Origin of the sequence: Pseudoalteromonas sp. NZS11_1, from assembly GCF_015864275.1 — a bacterium.
Taxonomy (GTDB): domain Bacteria; phylum Pseudomonadota; class Gammaproteobacteria; order Enterobacterales; family Alteromonadaceae; genus Pseudoalteromonas; species Pseudoalteromonas arctica.
In genome coordinates, this window is sequence record NZ_JADYXK010000001.1 from 316,131 (window position 1) to 333,129 (window position 16,999).

Below are 16,999 nucleotides of genomic sequence, written 5' to 3' on the forward strand. Positions count from 1 at the left end.
TTTAAGCAAATAGCCTAACAAGCCAGCCGTATTTTCTTACCAAGCTGGTTTCGCCTTTCCCTGCTTGTACAGCTGCGCCGGCTAAAAAGGCACTTGTTAGTCCCACTTTAGTTGCGGCAAAACGCTTTAGTCTATATTGAAACGCTGCATGATGTTGGCGTTTTAACTCACTGCGCGTGTCCATTTGCTTACTAAGAGCATCAACGTTTTCATTAGGTGCTTTGATTAAGTAGTTAACTAACATGATAATTTCCTTATAAGTTAAACAGTTGTTTTAAGCTTTTGAGCGTTTTACTAAAGCCAATTTTATTGCTTAGGTAAACTGTATTTTTCCAAAGCCATGCTAAACAAGCAACTTGCAGCAAAGCAGCTGTTGCAATACTCAGCCATACTGACCCAAAAACATCGTATACACCGTATCCAACAGCACCTAGAAATCCTGCCCACAACAAAACCAAACCACTGGCAAAACAGCCTAAAAATATAGTGATCAATGCAAGCGATCTAAGCGATAACCGCCATTCAGCTTTAGCAAGCTGATGGGTGATCTTTCCTTGAGTTTGGTAATCGTCCTTGAGCTGCTTAGAGTACTCTAAAAGCTTTGCAATATGATCTTGCCAATCGTCCTTTTGGCTCTGCTGCTCAGTAGTTTGGTTTTGCGCTTCACCATCCTTGGCTGCGCTTGTTTGTGGGTTATTCATCACTGATTACTTACGACGAAATAGTGATGTAATCAGCATACCCGCAGCAAAAGCAATACCCGCGGTTGCTAATGGATTTTCAGAAGCAAATGCACGGGTTTTAGCTGTACATTCACTTAACTTTTCACGTGCAATAAGTTGTTTTTCGCTTAATGCATCTGCTGAGCTAGAAGCTCCTTTACGCACACTGCTTTCAGCTGTTGCAGCTTTGCTAGAAAGTGCATCTACCGCATCGTGCGCCGCTGATGTTGCTTTCTCTGTAAGAGGTGATTCAGTATTTGTTAGTTTAACGTCAGGCTTAACATCTGAAGTTGTGTTTGGTTTCGTATTTGTTGCAGTAGCCATAATCAATCCTTAATAAGTTAAAAATTTAAATAGTGATTAAGATGATGCAATGATTAAACCAAAACTGTTATTTATTTTAAGTTATTGATTTTGTTTGTTTTTGTTGTTTGTATATAACTTTTCGTATTTGGTAATTTAAAGCAAACAGTAACTATTACTACACGGTTAGGTAAATTTTACAAAGGGAGTAAAAATGCTTAAAAAGTTGTAAATATTCATTGGTTATTCAGTAAGCAAAGCGTGTAAACAGAAAGTTATAAAAAACAGAATAGATATTTTTTTCATCACAATCCCACTTTTTCCCACGTAATTCAAACGCTTCGCTTGAGCCCTTATTTTTTCTAGCTTTGGGACTTACTAAAGCTGGTCAGCTTACTTGACAAAATGGCTTGTCAAGCCCTAAACTGGAGCACTGTGGTAAAAAGTGGTTTTTAGTGGATCACACTGGATAAAAATAAACAAAAGTTGAATAAAACAATTTTAAAGTAGGTTTTTTATGTTTCGTGGCGCGAGTTCACTGAGTTTGGATGATAAGGGGCGTTTTGCGGTACCGACTAAGTACCGAGAATCTCTATTGTCTGAAGATCAGGGAACGGTTATTTGTACCGTCGCATTAAATGAGCCGTGTTTATGGTTGTATCCGCTGGCTGAGTGGCTAGAAATAGAAAGCCGTTTAGCTAAAATCTCCAATATGAACCCACGAGCCCGTCGAATGCAGCGTATGTTGCTCGGGAATGCTACTGAATATCAACTTGATAAAAATGGTCGAATTTTGCTTGCGCCGTCACTGAGGGCTCATGCATCACTTGGCAAAAAAATCATGCTAGTTGGTTTGATGAATAAATTTGAAATTTGGGATGAGGCGCGTTGGCACGAGCAAATGCAGCAAGATACTGAGCTTGAAAGGCTTGGCGATTTTGAACCTAACCAAGATTTAGATAATTTTACACTCTAACAGCACAAAAAAAGGCAAATAATAGCTAATGACAGCGCAATTTGAACACGTATCCGTATTAATGGACGAAACCATCGATGCCCTCGCAATTAAGCCAGACGGTATATACATGGATGGTACGTTTGGACGTGGCGGCCACTCTGGACAAATTTTAGCACGCCTTGGTGATGAAGGTCGCCTGCAAGCAATTGACCAAGATCCACAAGCGATACAATCAGCCGAAAAATTTGCTGATGATCCACGTTTTGCGATTGCACATACTCGTTTTTCAAATTTATACGAAGTAGCAGAGCAGAACGATCTCATTGGTAAAGTGGATGGCATTTTATTAGACATTGGTGTCTCGTCGCCACAACTTGATGACGCTGCGCGTGGTTTTAGTTTCATGAAAGATGGGCCACTTGATATGCGCATGGACCCAACAACAGGTCGCAGTGCTGCACAGTGGTTAGCAGAAGCCGAGTTAGATGATATTACCCACGTAATTAAAAAACTGGGCGAAGAAAAGTTTGGTAAACGCATTGCACACAAAGTACTCGAAGTTCGTGAGCACACGCCAATCACAACAACCAAGCAACTTGCTGACCTTGTTGATGAAGCAGTACCGGTAAAAGATAAGTTTAAGCACCCTGCAACACGTACTTTTCAGGCGATTCGTATTTATATCAATAGCGAGCTTGAAGAGATTCAAACAGCGCTACAGTCTGCAGTTAAAGTGCTAAAGCCAGGCGGGCGTTTAGTGGTGATTTCGTTTCACTCACTAGAGGATCGTATTGTAAAACAGTTTATTAGAAAACAGAGTAGGGGAGAAGTGTTACCCAGAGGTCTGCCTTTAACTGATGCACAAATAAATAAAAACCTGACGTTAAAAGCAGTGGGTAAGGCTATTAAGCCAAGTACTGTTGAAGTAGAACGTAATCCACGTTCTCGTAGTTCTGTACTTAGGATTGCACAGAGGTTGGGATGAGTAAAAAAGCGAGCTATCGTCAACCCAATTTATTCTTTGAAATATTAAAAGGCCTAGGTGCTAACAAGCTAACCTCGGCCTTGTTGGTTGTGATATTCGCTTCTAGTTTAGCTGTTGTGCAAACAACACATTTAGCTCGTGGGCAACTTATAAAGCAAGATCAATTATTACAAGAACGTGATGAACTCGATTTAGAGTGGCGCTACTTACTTGTTGAAGAAGAATTTTATTCGCAACATGCACGCATTGAAGAAGTTGCTATATCACAATTAAAAATGAAACGACCTACGAGTCAAGATGAGCAGGTAATAATAGTACAATGAGAAATAGAGGCAAAAAACCAGTCACTAATTTAATCACATGGCGCTTTATGCTGGTGTGTACAGTTGTGTTTATGGTGTTTGTAACACTCGTATCTCGCGCTGCTTATTTACAAGTGATAGAACCCGATAAAGCACGTTCAGAAAGTGATAAACGCACGGTGCGTGTTGAAAAACTGCATGTGCAACGCGGAATGATTTTTGACCGCAATGGTAAAGAATTAGCGGTAAGTGTGCCTGTGGTAAGTGTATATGCTGATCCTAAAGCATTACATAAATCGCTTGTATCTAAAGTAATCAAACAAGCCCGCAAAAGCGGCGAAGATCACTTATCTTTAACTGAAAACACTGTTGAGCTTGATAAGCGTACTGCACTTTATTATAAAAACGATTTACGCTGGCGCGAGCTTGCAGATGTGCTGCGTATTGATCCTAAAAAGATTAATTCTCGACTTTTAAACGATCCTTCGCGTCGCTTTGTGTATTTAAAGCGCCAAGTTACTCCTGCTGTAGCAAATTATATTGGTGATTTACGCCTCCCTGGTATCCATTTACTAGATGAATCTAAACGCTATTACCCCGCCGGTGAGGTTACCGCGCATGTTATTGGTTTTACCAATATCGATGGCAAAGGCATTGAAGGCATTGAAAAGCTATACGAAAACGCTTTAACGGGCGAGGAAGGCCGCCGTACCATTCGTAAAGACGCACAAGGGCGTGAGGTAGAAGTACTTGACGAACGTGAACGTGTAGAGCCAGAAAGTATAGAACTAAGTATTGATCAACGAATTCAAGCCATTGCGTACAAGGCCGTAAAATCAGCTGTACTGACTTATAAAGCCACATCGGGCTCAGCTATGGTAGTTGATGTTAAAACCGGTGAAGTACTGGCAATGGTAAATAGCCCTTCATTTAATCCAAACAACTTAAGCGATGCTGCACCTCATAAGCGTCGTAACCGCGCAATTACAGATTTGTTTGAACCAGGCTCAACTGTTAAGCCTCTAGCCATTTTGGCTGGGCTAGACTACGGCGCCATTCAGGCAGATGACACGATTGATACCTACCCAGGTTGGATGCGTTTAGGTGGTAGTTTAGTTAGAGATACTCGTAATCACGGCGAACTAACACTGCGCGAAATACTAAAGTACTCCTCAAACATGGGAGTTGCGAAGGTTACTCAGTTAGTGCCTAAAGATTACCTTGTTGGTTTATACCAAAAAGTAGGCTTTGGTAGTGATACTGGTACTGGAATGGTAGGTGAAAGCAGCGGTTTGTTTTATCCAAATCGTCGTTGGTCTGACTTTGAAATTGCCACTTTATCATTTGGTTATGCGATTTCGGTAAGTACTGCGCAAATGGCGCGCTTTTATACCATGTTAGGCGCTGGTGGAGTTAATCGACCACTGACTATTTTAAAGCAAGACAATATACCTGAAGGCGAACGTATTTTTAAACAAAAAGACGTAGAAGCCGTAGTGCACATGATGGAAAGTGTATTTGAAAAAGACGGTACTGCTCGCAACATAAAAGTTGATGGGTATCGTGCAGCTGGTAAAACAGGTACATCTAAAAAAGCCGTAGCAGGTGGTTATGGTGATGAATATGTAGGTTATTTTGCAGGTGTAGCGCCGGCAAGTAATCCTCGTTTAGCCGTGGTAGTTATGATTAATGAACCAGGTGGTGATGTGTACTATGGAGGTGCCACCGCTGGCCCTGCATTTGCAGAAATCATCTCTAACGCATTGAGAATATTAAACGTAGCGCCTGACAAGGAAGAGGTTGCGTACGTACAAGGTAAAGATAACGATGCGTGATTTAAAGGATATTTTAAAATACATCGAAATAGATGCGCCCTCGCAACTGGTAAAACATTTACGCCTTGATAGCCGTGAAGTAACGCCAGGTGATGTATTTGTTGCTATTAAAGGCCATGCACTTGATGGCGGTCAATTTATTAATAAAGCAATTGAAAATGGCGCAACAGCTATTATTGCTGACAGATTATGTGAATTTGAAACAAGTTTTGAGCCACTATATTTAGTTTCGGAGCTTGATAAAAAGCTTCCAGAATTAGCAAGTCGCTTTTATAGCCAGCCAAGTCAGGCTCTTGATTTAATTGGTGTGACAGGTACAAACGGTAAATCGACAACCACAGCAATGATTGCCCACTTAGCGCAATTTTGCAGTACTGATTCGGCTATTATTGGCACTTTAGGTTATGGTCATCCTGATAACTTAATTCCACTGATTAATACCACACCTTCAACGGTCGATTTACAGCATATTTTGAGCGATTTAAATTCGCGGCATAAAAAGCTGGTAGCCATGGAAGTGTCATCTCATGGATTAGTGCAGCAGCGTGTTGCTAAATGCGCGTTTAAAGCGGCTGTGTTTACTAATCTTTCGCGCGATCACTTAGATTACCATGGTGATATGGCAAGTTACGGTGATGCGAAACTAATGCTTTTCCGTGATTTTGAGCCGAAAGTTGTAGTGCTTAATCAAGATGATTTTCAAGCTGAGCAATGGCTTGAAAAGTATGATTTTAATAACCTAATCTGTTATGGCCGCAAAAACTTAGCTCCTAAGAATGCTCAGTACGTTTATTTTTCTGATGTTGAATATTCAAGTGAAGGTATTTCGGCGCAGTTATCGACTAGTTGGGGTGATATATCGATTAAATCCCCTCTGTTTGGCGAATTCAACTTATATAACTTAACGGCAGCGCTCGCTACATTACTAGGGCTAGGTTATCCGCTTGAGCAATTAATTTCTGGTTGCGCGCAATTACAGCCAGTAGCTGGGCGAATGCAAGCATTTAGCCAAGCAGGCATGCCGACATGTGTTGTTGATTACGCACATACGCCCGATGCACTTGCACTTGCATTACGAGCATTGCAGCTGCATGTGCCAGGTGGTGTAAGTTGTGTATTTGGTTGTGGTGGTGACAGAGACAAAGGAAAACGTGCATTGATGGCGCAAGCTGCTGAGCAAAACGCTAATAAAGTTATTATTACCAGTGATAACCCTCGCTCAGAAAACCCTGATGACATTATTGCAGATGTAGCAGGCGGTTTAACCCATCCTCAAAATGCACATTTAGAGGCTGATAGAGCAACTGCAATTCGTTTTGCTATAGAAAATGCTACAGCTGATGAGGTTATTTTGATTGCAGGTAAAGGCCACGAAGATTACCAAATTATAGGCGATAAGCGCATCGACTTTTGCGATCGCCGATATGTACAAGAACAACTAAAAAAAGCAGTAAGAGGGATAACACAATGATCCCAATGGATTTTGATTGGTTAGCTAATGTGCTAACAACCGATTATCAAGGTGATAATCAACACGTGCTTAATATAAATACTGATACTCGTACAGTGTGCGATGGTGAAGTGTTTTTAGCACTGAAAGGGCCAAATTTTGATGGGCATAAATTTATAGCTGAGGCTAAACAAAAAGGCGCTATTGGCGTTATTGTTCAGCACAAAGTTGATGTAGATATTCCACAATTTATAGTAAGCGATACACGTATTGCACTAGGTGCAATTGGTACTGCTGTTATGGCGCAAGTGGCGCCTAAAACAATTGCTATTACAGGCAGTGTGGGTAAAACCACGGTAAAAGAAATGTGCGCCGCTATTTTGTCGGTCCACGGTGATGTATTAGCTACTAGAGGTAATTTTAATAATGATATTGGCGTCCCACTTACGTTATTGCGCTTAGAGCCTCAACATCGTTTTGCGGTTATTGAACTGGGTGCAAATCACTTAGGTGAAATTGCCTACACCACTGCAATGACAAAACCAGATGTAGCCGTTGTATGTAATGTTGCAGCAGCCCACTTAGAAGGTTTTGGTAGTTTAATGGGCGTCGCAAAAGCTAAAGGTGAGATTTTTGATGGCCTTAAAGATGACGGCGTTGCGATTGTTAACTGCGATAGTGAATTTAGTCAATATTGGTTAGATAAGCTTGAAGGGCGTAATGTTAAACGTTTTTCTACAACTGAAAAACTAGATATTTGGGCAGAGAACATCACGCTTGATGCCAATGCGCGTGCAAGCTTTACGCTTTGCACTAAAAACAAGCAAGTACCTGTTACTTTGGCACTTCCGGGTAAGCACAATATTAGTAATGCACTTATCGCTGCTGCACTGACCAGTGAATTTGATGTAACCCTTGAAGAAATAGCCAATGCACTTGCCACAATGGCTGATGTAAAAGGGCGCGTTAATTTAATTGAAGTGTCTGATTTACTCACCGTGGTTGATGATACCTATAATGCCAATGTTAAGTCTGTAAAGGCTGCGATTGACTTGTTAAGTGATATGCAAGGTCACCGCATTTTAGCACTCGGAGATATGGGTGAGCTAGGTGAAGATGCACGTAAGTACCATCAAGAAGTTGGCGAGTATGCACTTGAGCAAGGTATTGATGAGTTATTTACATTAGGTGTATTAAGTAAATACGCAAGTGATGTGTTTGAACTACCTAATCGCCACTTTTCGAGCCGCGAACAGATGCAGCAAAAAATTCAAGAAAGTATTAATAAAGTGAATACTAAAACAACAATAGTAGTGAAAGGATCGCGCAGTTCTCGCATGGAATTACTAGTAACCGATTTAGTTAATGGCCAGCAACAAGCCATCAATGGAGTATCATAATGTTAGTTTGGCTGGCAGAGTATTTAACACAGTATTTTAGTGGTTTTCATGTTTTTTCGTATTTAACGCTACGTGCCATTTTAGGTATTTTAACTGCGCTAATTATGTCTCTTTATTTAGGGCCTAAGTTAATTCGTGGTTTGCAACGTATGCAAATAGGCCAAACAGTTCGAGACGACGGTCCGCAATCGCATTTATCTAAGTCGGGTACGCCGACTATGGGTGGCTTACTTATTTTAGCGGCTATTTTTACCAGCACGCTACTTTGGGCCGATTTATCAAATAAATACGTATGGGCAACACTGTTTGTAATTGGCTCTTTAGGTATTGTTGGCTTTGTTGATGATTACCGTAAAGTTATTCGTAAAGATCCAAAAGGCTTAATTGCTAAGTGGAAGTACTTTTGGCAGTCGGTCATTGCATTAGTTGTAGCTACTGCTTTGTACTTTACCAGTGCACAAGCATCTGAAATATCACTTGTTGTTCCATTTTTTAAAGACGTGTTACCGCAATTAGGTTTGTTTTATATCGTGCTTACGTATTTTGCCATAGTAGGTACATCAAACGCGGTAAACCTGACCGATGGTTTAGATGGCTTGGCGATTGTGCCAATTATTTTAGTGGCTTCAGCACTGGCAATTATTGCTTACTTAACAGGTAATATTAACTTTTCGGCTTACTTACATATTCCACATTTACCGCTGGCGAGTGAGCTTGTGGTTGTATGTACTGCCATTGTGGGCGCAGGGCTTGGCTTTTTATGGTTTAACACTTACCCAGCACAAGTATTTATGGGCGATGTTGGCTCATTAGCACTTGGTGGTGCATTAGGTATTATTGCTGTTTTAGTACGCCAAGAGTTACTGCTTATTATTATGGGCGGTGTATTTGTAATGGAAGCGCTATCGGTCATATTACAAGTGGGGTCGTATAAATTACGCGGACAACGCATTTTTAGAATGGCGCCGATTCATCATCATTATGAATTAAAAGGTTGGCCAGAGCCTCGCGTTATTGTGCGCTTTTGGATTATTTCTGTTGTGCTAGTGCTTGCCGGCTTAGCTACTTTAAAGATTCGATAAATGCAGTATTTAAACGAGATAAAAAACAAACAAATAACAGTGCTCGGACTCGGTGTAACCGGTCTGGGCATTGTGCGTTTTCTATTATCTCATGGCCTAACACCAAAGATCGTTGATAGCCGAGTAACCCCGCCGGGGATTGATTGGTTAAAAGAGCACGCGCCAACTCTAGATACCCACTTCGGTAATTTGGATGACGTAGAGCTTTGTTCAAGCGATATGATTATTATAAGCCCTGGGCTTAGCTTAAAAATACCAGCTGTTGCAGGTGCAATTAACGTAGGTGTTGAAGTGATTGGCGACGTTGAGTTATTTGCACGTATTAATTCAAAACCTGTTGTTGCAGTAACGGGCTCTAACGGTAAATCAACCGTGGTTACGCTCGCTTATGAAGTGTTAAAAGAAGCCGGCTATAAAGTTGCTTTAGGTGGGAATATTGGCACAGCGGTACTTGATTTACTCAATGATGATTTTGATGTGTATGTGCTTGAGTTATCGAGTTTTCAGTTAGATACCACAACGAGTTTAAAACCAGTAAGTGCAACGGTATTAAATGTGTCTGAAGATCATCTTGACCGCTACGACAGTTACCAAGCTTATATAGACTCAAAGCTAAGTATTTATAATTTTGCAGAGCTTATTGTTGTCAATGCAGACGATAGTCAAACACATCCAGTTGAGCGCGGTACAACCCCTTTAATTAGCTTTGGTGCTCAACAAGGTGATTACCATTTAGCGCAGCACAATGGCGAAACTCACTTTATGGTTAAAGGCGATGCCTTTTTACCTGTTGATACGCTTGCGGTAGTGGGTAAGCACAATTATTTAAATACGCTTGCAGTAATGGCGCTCTTAAGTCCGTTTGAAGTAAGTAAAGAGCAATATAAAAATGCGTTAGGTCAATTTAATGGGTTAGCTCATCGTTGCCAATTTATAGCTGAGCTTAACGGTGTAAAGTATTTTAACGATTCAAAGGCTACCAATGTTGGAGCAACTATAGCTGCAATAGATAGTTTAGCTAGTGACGGTGAAAATCTGGTTGTTATTGCTGGTGGCGATGCCAAAGGCGCTGATTTAAATGCGCTTAAACCCTACATAGAACAGCATGTAAAAGCATTAATTTGTTTTGGTAAAGATGCAAGTGACTTAGCTGCGATTACCAATAAGAGTTATTTAACTAACAATATGGAAGAAGCCGTTACTTTGGCCAAAGTACTTAGTAGTACAGGCAATATTGTTTTATTAGCACCCGCATGTGCCAGCATTGATATGTATAACAACTATATGCAACGCGGTGATGACTTTGTTCAGTGTGTAATGACAGGGGCGTTATGATTGCTTTTGCCGATTTAAGAGACGCATTAACACCTAAGCCTTCGGCGCAGTTATACGATGTACCGCTATTGTACTGCGTAATAATGCTCATTGGTGTTGGTTTTATCATGGTGACCAGCGCATCAATGCCTACCGCAGAGCGGTTATTTGATGACCCGTACCATATTACCATTCGCCACAGCATGTTTTTGGCAATGGCTTTTGTGCTTTTTTGGATAAGTGTTTGTGTGCCAATGGAGTGGTGGAAACGATCAAACCCTTATCTATTAATACTAGGTATGGTGCTATTAATAGCGGTATTGATTATTGGGCGTGAAGTAAACGGCGCTAAACGATGGATACCTATTGGACCTGTTGGTTTTCAGGTGGCTGAGGCCGCTAAGTTGTACTTTTTTAGTTATATTGCGGGTTATTTGGTAAGAAAACGCGAAGAAGTACAAGAAAATATTAAAGGCTTTGCAAAGCCAATTGCTGTATTTGCAGTGTATGCACTGCTTATTCTGCTGCAGCCAGATTTAGGCACAGTGGTTGTTATGTTTGTAACAACGGTTGGTTTATTGTTTTTAGCTGGTGCTAAGTTATGGCAGTTTTTTGTACTTATTTTAACGGGCGTTGGTCTGGTTGTATTACTTATTATTGTTGAACCATATCGTATGGCGCGTGTTGTAGGCTTTTTAGACCCTTGGGATGATCCTTTTGGAAAGGGTTATCAGTTGGTGCAATCGCTAATGGCATATAGCCAGGGGGGTTGGTTTGGCCAAGGCTTAGGTAACAGTGTACAAAAGCTACAATATTTACCTGAAGCACATAACGATTTTATTTTTGCCGTTATAGGTGAAGAACTTGGCTTAATAGGCGTTGTAAGTATTTTAACTGTATTAGCTACTTTAGTATTTAGAGCCTTATTAATAGGCCAACAAGCGCTTAAGTGCGGCAAGGAATACGAAGGCTACTTTTCATTTGCCATTGGTATTTGGTTTGCATTTCAAACCATGGTGAATGTAGGTGCGAGCGCGGGTATTTTACCGACGAAGGGTTTAACCCTGCCGTTTATTTCTTATGGCGGCTCAAGCTTATTAATTATGACGATTGCCACGGGTATTTTATTACGCGTAGATTTTGAAACCAAAATGGCAACCAAACAAGCCACCTCACGCGGAGGTAAGCGATGAGTAAAAAATTAGTAGTTGTGGCTGGTGGAACTGGCGGACACATTTTTCCCGGTATTGCAGTAGCCGATTATTTAAAACAGCAGGGCTGGCAAGTTAGCTGGATCGGCACACCAGATCGAATGGAAGCGAGCGTTGTACCTAAGCACAATATAGATATTGATTTTATTAACGTTAAAGGTGTTCGTGGTAACGGATTAAAGCGTCTTATTAAAGCCCCATTCATGGTAATTAATGCAGTATTGCAGGCGCGTAAGGTATTGAAAGAACAGCGTCCTGATGTAGTACTTGCAATGGGCGGTTATGTTACGGGTCCAACGGGAATTGCCGCAAAAAGTTTAGGTATCCCGCTGGTTATTCACGAGCAAAACGCTGTAGCGGGTATGAGCAATAAACTGCTAGCTAAGGTGGCTACACGAGTATTAGCTGCATTTCCAAGTGCTTTTGCACAGGGTCAAGCCGAGCTAGTAGGTAACCCAGTTCGCCAAAGCGTTATGAATATAGCCAAACGCGATGTATCAAGCCCTATTAATATTTTAGTAGTGGGCGGCTCGCTTGGTGCACAAGTGCTTAATCAAACATTACCAGAAGCATTTAAAGTACTAAATAATACAGCTCCAATAAGTATATGGCATCAAACAGGTAAGGGTCATTTAACTACCGTAGAAGCCGCTTATAAAATGCATGCTTTTACAGGCAGTAATACAAAAATAGCTGAATTTATTGATGATATGGACGCAGCGTATAGCTGGGCTGACATTGTTGTTTGCCGTGCTGGTGCGTTAACTGTTAGCGAAATTGCAGCGGCAGGTAAAATGGCCGTTTTTGTTCCGTTTCCACATGCCGTGGACGACCATCAAACAGCGAACGCACAATATTTAGTGATGGCTAATGGCGCATTATTAATGCCACAAGGGCAGTTTAATAAACAATCAATTGTTGAACTATTAAGCCCGTATTTAGCCCAACCTTCATTAATTACTGAAATGGCTACAAATGCAAAAAAACAAGCCATTTTAGATGCCACAGCAAGCGTAGCAACGCACTGTGAGCAAGTAACAAATAAGAGAAAATAAGTGAAAGAAACGTCAGTACAAGAAAAACACACACGCCCCGCAATGCGCCGAATAGAAACCATCCACTTTATTGGTATTGGTGGAGCCGGTATGGGTGGTATTGCTGAAGTACTCGCTTTTGAAGGCTACCGTATTACGGGTTCTGACATTGCCCACAGCGCTATGACAGATCGTTTAATTAAAGCCGGTGCAGAAGTATTTATTGGCCATCATGAAAATAACGTGAAAGATGCCAATGTAGTCGTTGTTTCAAGTGCGATTGATGAAACAAATCCTGAAATTATTGCAGCTAAAGCCGCAAGAGTCCCCGTTGTGCGCCGCGCAGAAATGTTGGCTGAATTAATGCGTTTTCGCCACGGTATAGCCATTGCGGGGACGCATGGTAAAACAACGACAACAAGCTTAATTGCGAGTATTTATGGACAAGCAGGGCTTGATCCAACCTTTATTATTGGTGGCTTGTTAAATAGCGCAGGTAGTAACGCAAAAGTAGGCAAAAGTGATTTTTTAATTGCAGAAGCTGATGAAAGCGATGCGTCGTTTTTACACTTACAGCCAATGGTATCGGTGATCACAAATATTGAAGAAGATCACATGGATACTTATGGCGGCAGTCTTGAAAAAATGAAAGACACGTATGTCGATTTCATTCATAACTTGCCGTTTTATGGCTTAGCTGTTGTATGTATTGATTCTGAAGTTGCTGCTGAACTTATCCCGCGTTTTGGTCGCCCAGTTATCACGTATGGCGAATCGAAGGATGCTGATTATCGCATGAGCGATTTTAGCCAATCAGCTAATACATGCACATTTACAGTAACTAACAAGCAAGGTGAGTGTTTAACTGCCACGTTGAATATGCCAGGTAGACATAACGCACTTAATGCAACCGCTGCAATTGCTGTGGCAAAAGATCAAAACATTGCGAACCATGCAATTTTAGAAGCGCTGCAGAAGTTTGAAGGTATTGGTCGTCGTTTTCAACACTATGGTGAATTTGAAAACGAGCGTGGCAATGTGATGTTAGTTGATGATTACGGGCATCATCCTTCAGAAGTTGCAGCAACAATTGCAGCAGTACGTGAAGGTTGGCCTGATAAGCGTTTAGTAATGGTATATCAACCTCATAGATTTTCCCGTACACGCGACTTATACGAAGATTTTGTAAAAGTACTTGCTGATGTAGATCAGTTGCTACTGCTTGATGTGTATAGCGCTGGTGAAGATCCTATTGTGGGCGCAGACAGCAAAAGCTTATGCCGTAGCCTTCGTCAACGTGGCAAAGAGCCGCTGCATGTAGCAACAAATGCAGAGCTTGCAGGCGTTTTGGCCGCAAATTTACAAAATAATGATTTAGTATTAACCCAAGGCGCTGGTAATATAGGTCAGTTAGTTAAAACATTAGCTGCGACGGGTATGTCGATAGAAAAACTTAAGCAAGGTGAAGTATGACTCAGGTAAACACACAATTTGGTAAAGTAGCGGTACTGCTAGGTGGTAACTCAGCAGAACGTGAAGTGTCTTTACGATCGGGTCAGGCTGTTTTAAATGCGCTGCAAAATAGTGGCATTGATGCAATTGCATTTGACCCGCAAAGTCGTTCTTTGTGGGAGTTAAAAGAATTAAATGTAGAGCGCGTTTTTATTGCTTTGCATGGTCGTGGTGGCGAAGACGGAACTGTACAAGGTGCGCTTGAATTTATGAACCTGCCTTACACGGGCAGTAATGTACTGGGTTCAGCACTTGCTATGGATAAAGTACGTTGTAAGCACTTATTTAAATCAGCGGGTTTAAGCACTGCACCTTATACCGTAGTTGACGCTAAAAAAGGCTTTGATGCTGCAGCTATTATGGGTGAGTTTAAAAAGGTAATGGTTAAGCCATCGCACGAAGGCTCAAGCATCGGTATGGCGCAAGCAAGTACAGCACAAGAACTTGAAGACGCACTAGCTAATGCATTTAAGTTTGATAATCAAGTGCTTGTAGAGCAGTGGATCACGGGACGTGAATTCACAGTTACAGTGCTTGGCGATGAAGTACAACCAGTCATTGAGATGACGACACCTAATGGTTTTTACGATTACCAAGCTAAGTATCAATCAAATACAACGCAGTATCATTGCCCTGCCGATTTATCAGAGCAAGATACTAAGTACTTACAAGCTATATCGCTAGATGCATTTGATTTAGTGGGCGCAAGTGGTTGGGGCCGTGTTGATGCGATGCAAGACGAGCAAGGTAACTTTTATCTCCTTGAAGTAAATACAGTACCAGGCATGACTGAAAAGTCGTTAGTGCCAATGGCGGCAAAAGCGAATGGGGCAACTTTTGAACAATTAGTTGTTCGCATTTTAGAGCAAACGCTTTAATATGCATCCCCTTTTAGAAAAAGCTCAAGAAATCAAACTAAAGCTTAATTGGTCTCTGATTTTTGGTGTGAGCTTTTTTCTGATAGTTGTAATTGGCTTAGTGCAAATTACGACAGGTGTATCGGATTGGTTAGTTGAAAACAAAGATGCTCAAATTAAGCACCTTACAGTGCAAGGGCAGCCTAAATACACAGATGAAACGGCAATTATAAAAGCGATTAAAAAAGCCGATTTAAGTAGTTTTTTTGAACTTGATGTTAAGCATGTGCAGCAGCTAGTTCAAGACTTACCCTGGGTTGCTACCGCTTCGGTGCGTAAACAATGGCCTGATACTATACAAGTATATGTTGTTGAACATGAAGTAGTAGCACATTGGAATAGCGACTTATTGCTCAACCAAAGTGGTCAAGCATTTCAAGCCAGCAGCGATAAGTTAGATGATGACTTACCGCAGTTATACGGCCCAGAAGGCAGCGAAGAAGAAGCGTGGATTGCTTTTAAGCAATTTGATGAAATGCTAAAAGTTAACGGCTTAACGTTAACAAGTTTGGCATTGTCGGAGCGTTTTTCGTGGCAACTATGGCTAGATAACGGAATACGTTTAAATTTAGGACGTAAAGATAAAGCCAAGCGTGTACAACGTTTTATAGACGTTTATCCACGAATGGAACAACGTGCAGATGCACAAGTAGATACAATAGATTTACGGTATGATACCGGCCTTGCAGTCAGCTTTAAGCCAGTGCAAGAAGAACAATTACAAAATAAGAGTAAGGCATGACTAAGTCAGCAGAAAGAAACCTAGTAATAGGGTTAGACGTTGGCACCTCGAAAGTGGTTGCCACGGTAGGTGAAATCACCGCAGATAACAAGCTCAGCATTGTTGGTGTGGGCAGCCAAGTATCTCATGGTATGGATAAAGGCGGCGTTAACGATTTAAACTTAGTGTCTGAGTCTATTCGCCGAGCAATAGACGAAGCCGAGTTAATGGCTGATTGTCGTATTAGCTCTGTGTACTTGGGTATTTCTGGCAAACATATACAGTGTCAAAATGAAAGTGGCGTGGTGGCAATTAATAACACTGAAGTCACTGACGAAGACATTGAAAATGTAATTCATATTGCGCGTTCTGTGCCTATTTCGGCAGAACGTAAAATGCTGCATGCATTGCCGCAAGAATACAGTATCGACATGCAAGAGGGCATTAAAAACCCACTTGGTATGAGTGGTGTTCGTATGGAAGCGCGTGCACACATTATTACGTGTTCAAACGATATGGCAAAAAATATCGAGAAATGCGTAGAGCGCTGTGGTCTTGAAGTCGATCAACTTATCTTTACTGCATTAGCGTCATGTTATTCTGTACTAACAGATGACGAAAAAGAGCTAGGTGTTGCAGTACTTGATATTGGTGGCGGCACTATGGATATCACCATTTATATTAATGGCGCACTTCGTCACTCTGCGGTTATTCCAGTGGCGGGTAACCAAGTTACTGGTGATATTGCAAAAATATTTCGCACACCTATATCACATGCCGAGTCACTCAAAGTACAATATGCATGTGCTAGTAGCCAAATGGCAAGTAGCGAAGACACAATTGAAGTACCAAGTGTAGGCGGACGACCAGCAAGGTTAATGTCGCGCCATACATTATCTGAGGTGGTAGAGCCTCGTTTTAGAGAATTATTTGAGCTTGCGATGGAAGAAATTCGTCGTTCAGGCTTAGAAGACCAAATTGCGGCAGGTCTCGTTATTACAGGCGGAACTGCTAAAATGACTGGCGCGATGGAAGTGGCAGAAGACATCTTCCAAATGCCAGTAAGAATAGGCAAACCAATCGGGATGGTTGGTTTGACAGACTATGTAGATGATCCTTCGTACGCAACCGCTGTTGGTTTGTTACAATACGGGCGTACCATGCAATCGATGAATGCACAAAAGTCGAAAGCAGAGGATAACAATAATTGGTGGAACCGCATTACTAAATGGTTCCAAGGCGAGTTTTAAGAC

17 protein-coding genes are annotated in these 16,999 nt (G+C 41.4%); 14 read left to right on the forward strand and 3 right to left on the reverse strand.

Features of this window, described 5'->3' with window-relative positions; translation table 11 throughout:
- Position 1 precedes the first annotated feature (1 nt).
- The 3 genes from I6F44_RS01360 to I6F44_RS01370 are packed head-to-tail and all read right to left on the reverse strand — an operon-like array spanning position 2 to position 1,046.
- A complete protein-coding gene (locus I6F44_RS01360; RefSeq protein WP_007582895.1) occupies positions 2–244 on the reverse strand; it encodes a hypothetical protein in 243 nt (80 codons plus the stop codon).
- Between the two features lie 10 nt (positions 245–254).
- A complete protein-coding gene (locus I6F44_RS01365; RefSeq protein ID WP_007582900.1) occupies positions 255–701 on the reverse strand; it encodes a hypothetical protein in 447 nt (148 codons plus the stop codon).
- Between the two features lie 6 nt (positions 702–707).
- Positions 708–1,046: a hypothetical protein gene (locus tag I6F44_RS01370; RefSeq protein ID WP_007582901.1), complete on the reverse strand. Its 339-nt coding sequence runs from the start codon at positions 1,044–1,046 to the stop codon at positions 708–710.
- Between the two features lie 496 nt (positions 1,047–1,542).
- On the opposite strand from I6F44_RS01370, the gene mraZ reads away from it, so the two are divergent.
- Genes mraZ through ftsA form a run of 14 tightly spaced genes read left to right on the forward strand, consistent with a single transcriptional unit; the run spans position 1,543 to position 16,996 of the window.
- Positions 1,543–2,001 (forward strand): division/cell wall cluster transcriptional repressor MraZ, encoded by a 459-nt coding sequence (mraZ, locus tag I6F44_RS01375; RefSeq protein WP_007582904.1) that lies wholly within the window; start codon positions 1,543–1,545, stop codon positions 1,999–2,001.
- Positions 2,002–2,029: 28 nt separating this feature from the next.
- On the forward strand, positions 2,030–2,968 hold the full coding sequence (gene rsmH / locus I6F44_RS01380) for a 16S rRNA (cytosine(1402)-N(4))-methyltransferase RsmH (RefSeq protein ID WP_008167099.1): 939 nt from the start codon (positions 2,030–2,032) through the stop codon (positions 2,966–2,968).
- On the forward strand, positions 2,965–3,291 hold the full coding sequence (gene ftsL, locus I6F44_RS01385; protein ID WP_007582915.1) for a cell division protein FtsL: 327 nt from the start codon (positions 2,965–2,967) through the stop codon (positions 3,289–3,291). The genes rsmH and ftsL overlap by 4 nt, the downstream gene beginning before the upstream one ends.
- On the forward strand, positions 3,288–5,105 hold the full coding sequence (locus I6F44_RS01390) for a peptidoglycan glycosyltransferase FtsI (protein ID WP_010554293.1): 1,818 nt from the start codon (positions 3,288–3,290) through the stop codon (positions 5,103–5,105). The genes ftsL and I6F44_RS01390 overlap by 4 nt, the downstream gene beginning before the upstream one ends.
- Complete coding sequence (gene murE / locus I6F44_RS01395) at positions 5,098–6,576, forward strand: UDP-N-acetylmuramoyl-L-alanyl-D-glutamate--2,6-diaminopimelate ligase (protein WP_197173158.1); 1,479 nt, start codon at positions 5,098–5,100, stop codon at positions 6,574–6,576. Before I6F44_RS01390 ends, murE begins: the two co-directional genes overlap by 8 nt.
- Complete coding sequence (locus tag I6F44_RS01400) at positions 6,573–7,955, forward strand: UDP-N-acetylmuramoyl-tripeptide--D-alanyl-D-alanine ligase (RefSeq protein ID WP_197173159.1); 1,383 nt, start codon at positions 6,573–6,575, stop codon at positions 7,953–7,955. Before murE ends, I6F44_RS01400 begins: the two co-directional genes overlap by 4 nt.
- Positions 7,955–9,037: a phospho-N-acetylmuramoyl-pentapeptide-transferase gene (mraY, locus tag I6F44_RS01405; RefSeq protein WP_197173160.1), complete on the forward strand. Its 1,083-nt coding sequence runs from the start codon at positions 7,955–7,957 to the stop codon at positions 9,035–9,037. Before I6F44_RS01400 ends, mraY begins: the two co-directional genes overlap by 1 nt.
- Positions 9,038–10,372 (forward strand): UDP-N-acetylmuramoyl-L-alanine--D-glutamate ligase, encoded by a 1,335-nt coding sequence (murD, locus tag I6F44_RS01410; protein ID WP_197173161.1) that lies wholly within the window; start codon positions 9,038–9,040, stop codon positions 10,370–10,372.
- The gene (ftsW, locus tag I6F44_RS01415; RefSeq protein WP_197173162.1) at positions 10,369–11,544 is read left to right on the forward strand and encodes a cell division protein FtsW; all 1,176 of its coding nucleotides are present in this window, start codon (positions 10,369–10,371) and stop codon (positions 11,542–11,544) included. The genes murD and ftsW overlap by 4 nt, the downstream gene beginning before the upstream one ends.
- Positions 11,541–12,617 (forward strand): undecaprenyldiphospho-muramoylpentapeptide beta-N-acetylglucosaminyltransferase, encoded by a 1,077-nt coding sequence (gene murG / locus I6F44_RS01420; protein WP_007582929.1) that lies wholly within the window; start codon positions 11,541–11,543, stop codon positions 12,615–12,617. Before ftsW ends, murG begins: the two co-directional genes overlap by 4 nt.
- Positions 12,618–14,069 carry a UDP-N-acetylmuramate--L-alanine ligase gene (gene murC / locus I6F44_RS01425; RefSeq protein WP_002957994.1) on the forward strand — a complete coding sequence of 484 codons (1,452 nt, stop codon included), beginning with the start codon at positions 12,618–12,620 and terminating at the stop codon, positions 14,067–14,069. It begins immediately after the preceding gene.
- Complete coding sequence (locus I6F44_RS01430) at positions 14,066–14,986, forward strand: D-alanine--D-alanine ligase (protein ID WP_024592944.1); 921 nt, start codon at positions 14,066–14,068, stop codon at positions 14,984–14,986. Before murC ends, I6F44_RS01430 begins: the two co-directional genes overlap by 4 nt.
- 1 nt (position 14,987) lies before the next feature.
- Positions 14,988–15,767, forward strand: a complete 780-nt coding sequence (locus I6F44_RS01435) for a cell division protein FtsQ/DivIB (protein WP_007582934.1) — start codon at positions 14,988–14,990, stop codon at positions 15,765–15,767.
- The gene (ftsA, locus tag I6F44_RS01440; RefSeq protein ID WP_007582937.1) at positions 15,764–16,996 is read left to right on the forward strand and encodes a cell division protein FtsA; all 1,233 of its coding nucleotides are present in this window, start codon (positions 15,764–15,766) and stop codon (positions 16,994–16,996) included. Before I6F44_RS01435 ends, ftsA begins: the two co-directional genes overlap by 4 nt.
- Positions 16,997–16,999 lie beyond the last annotated feature (3 nt).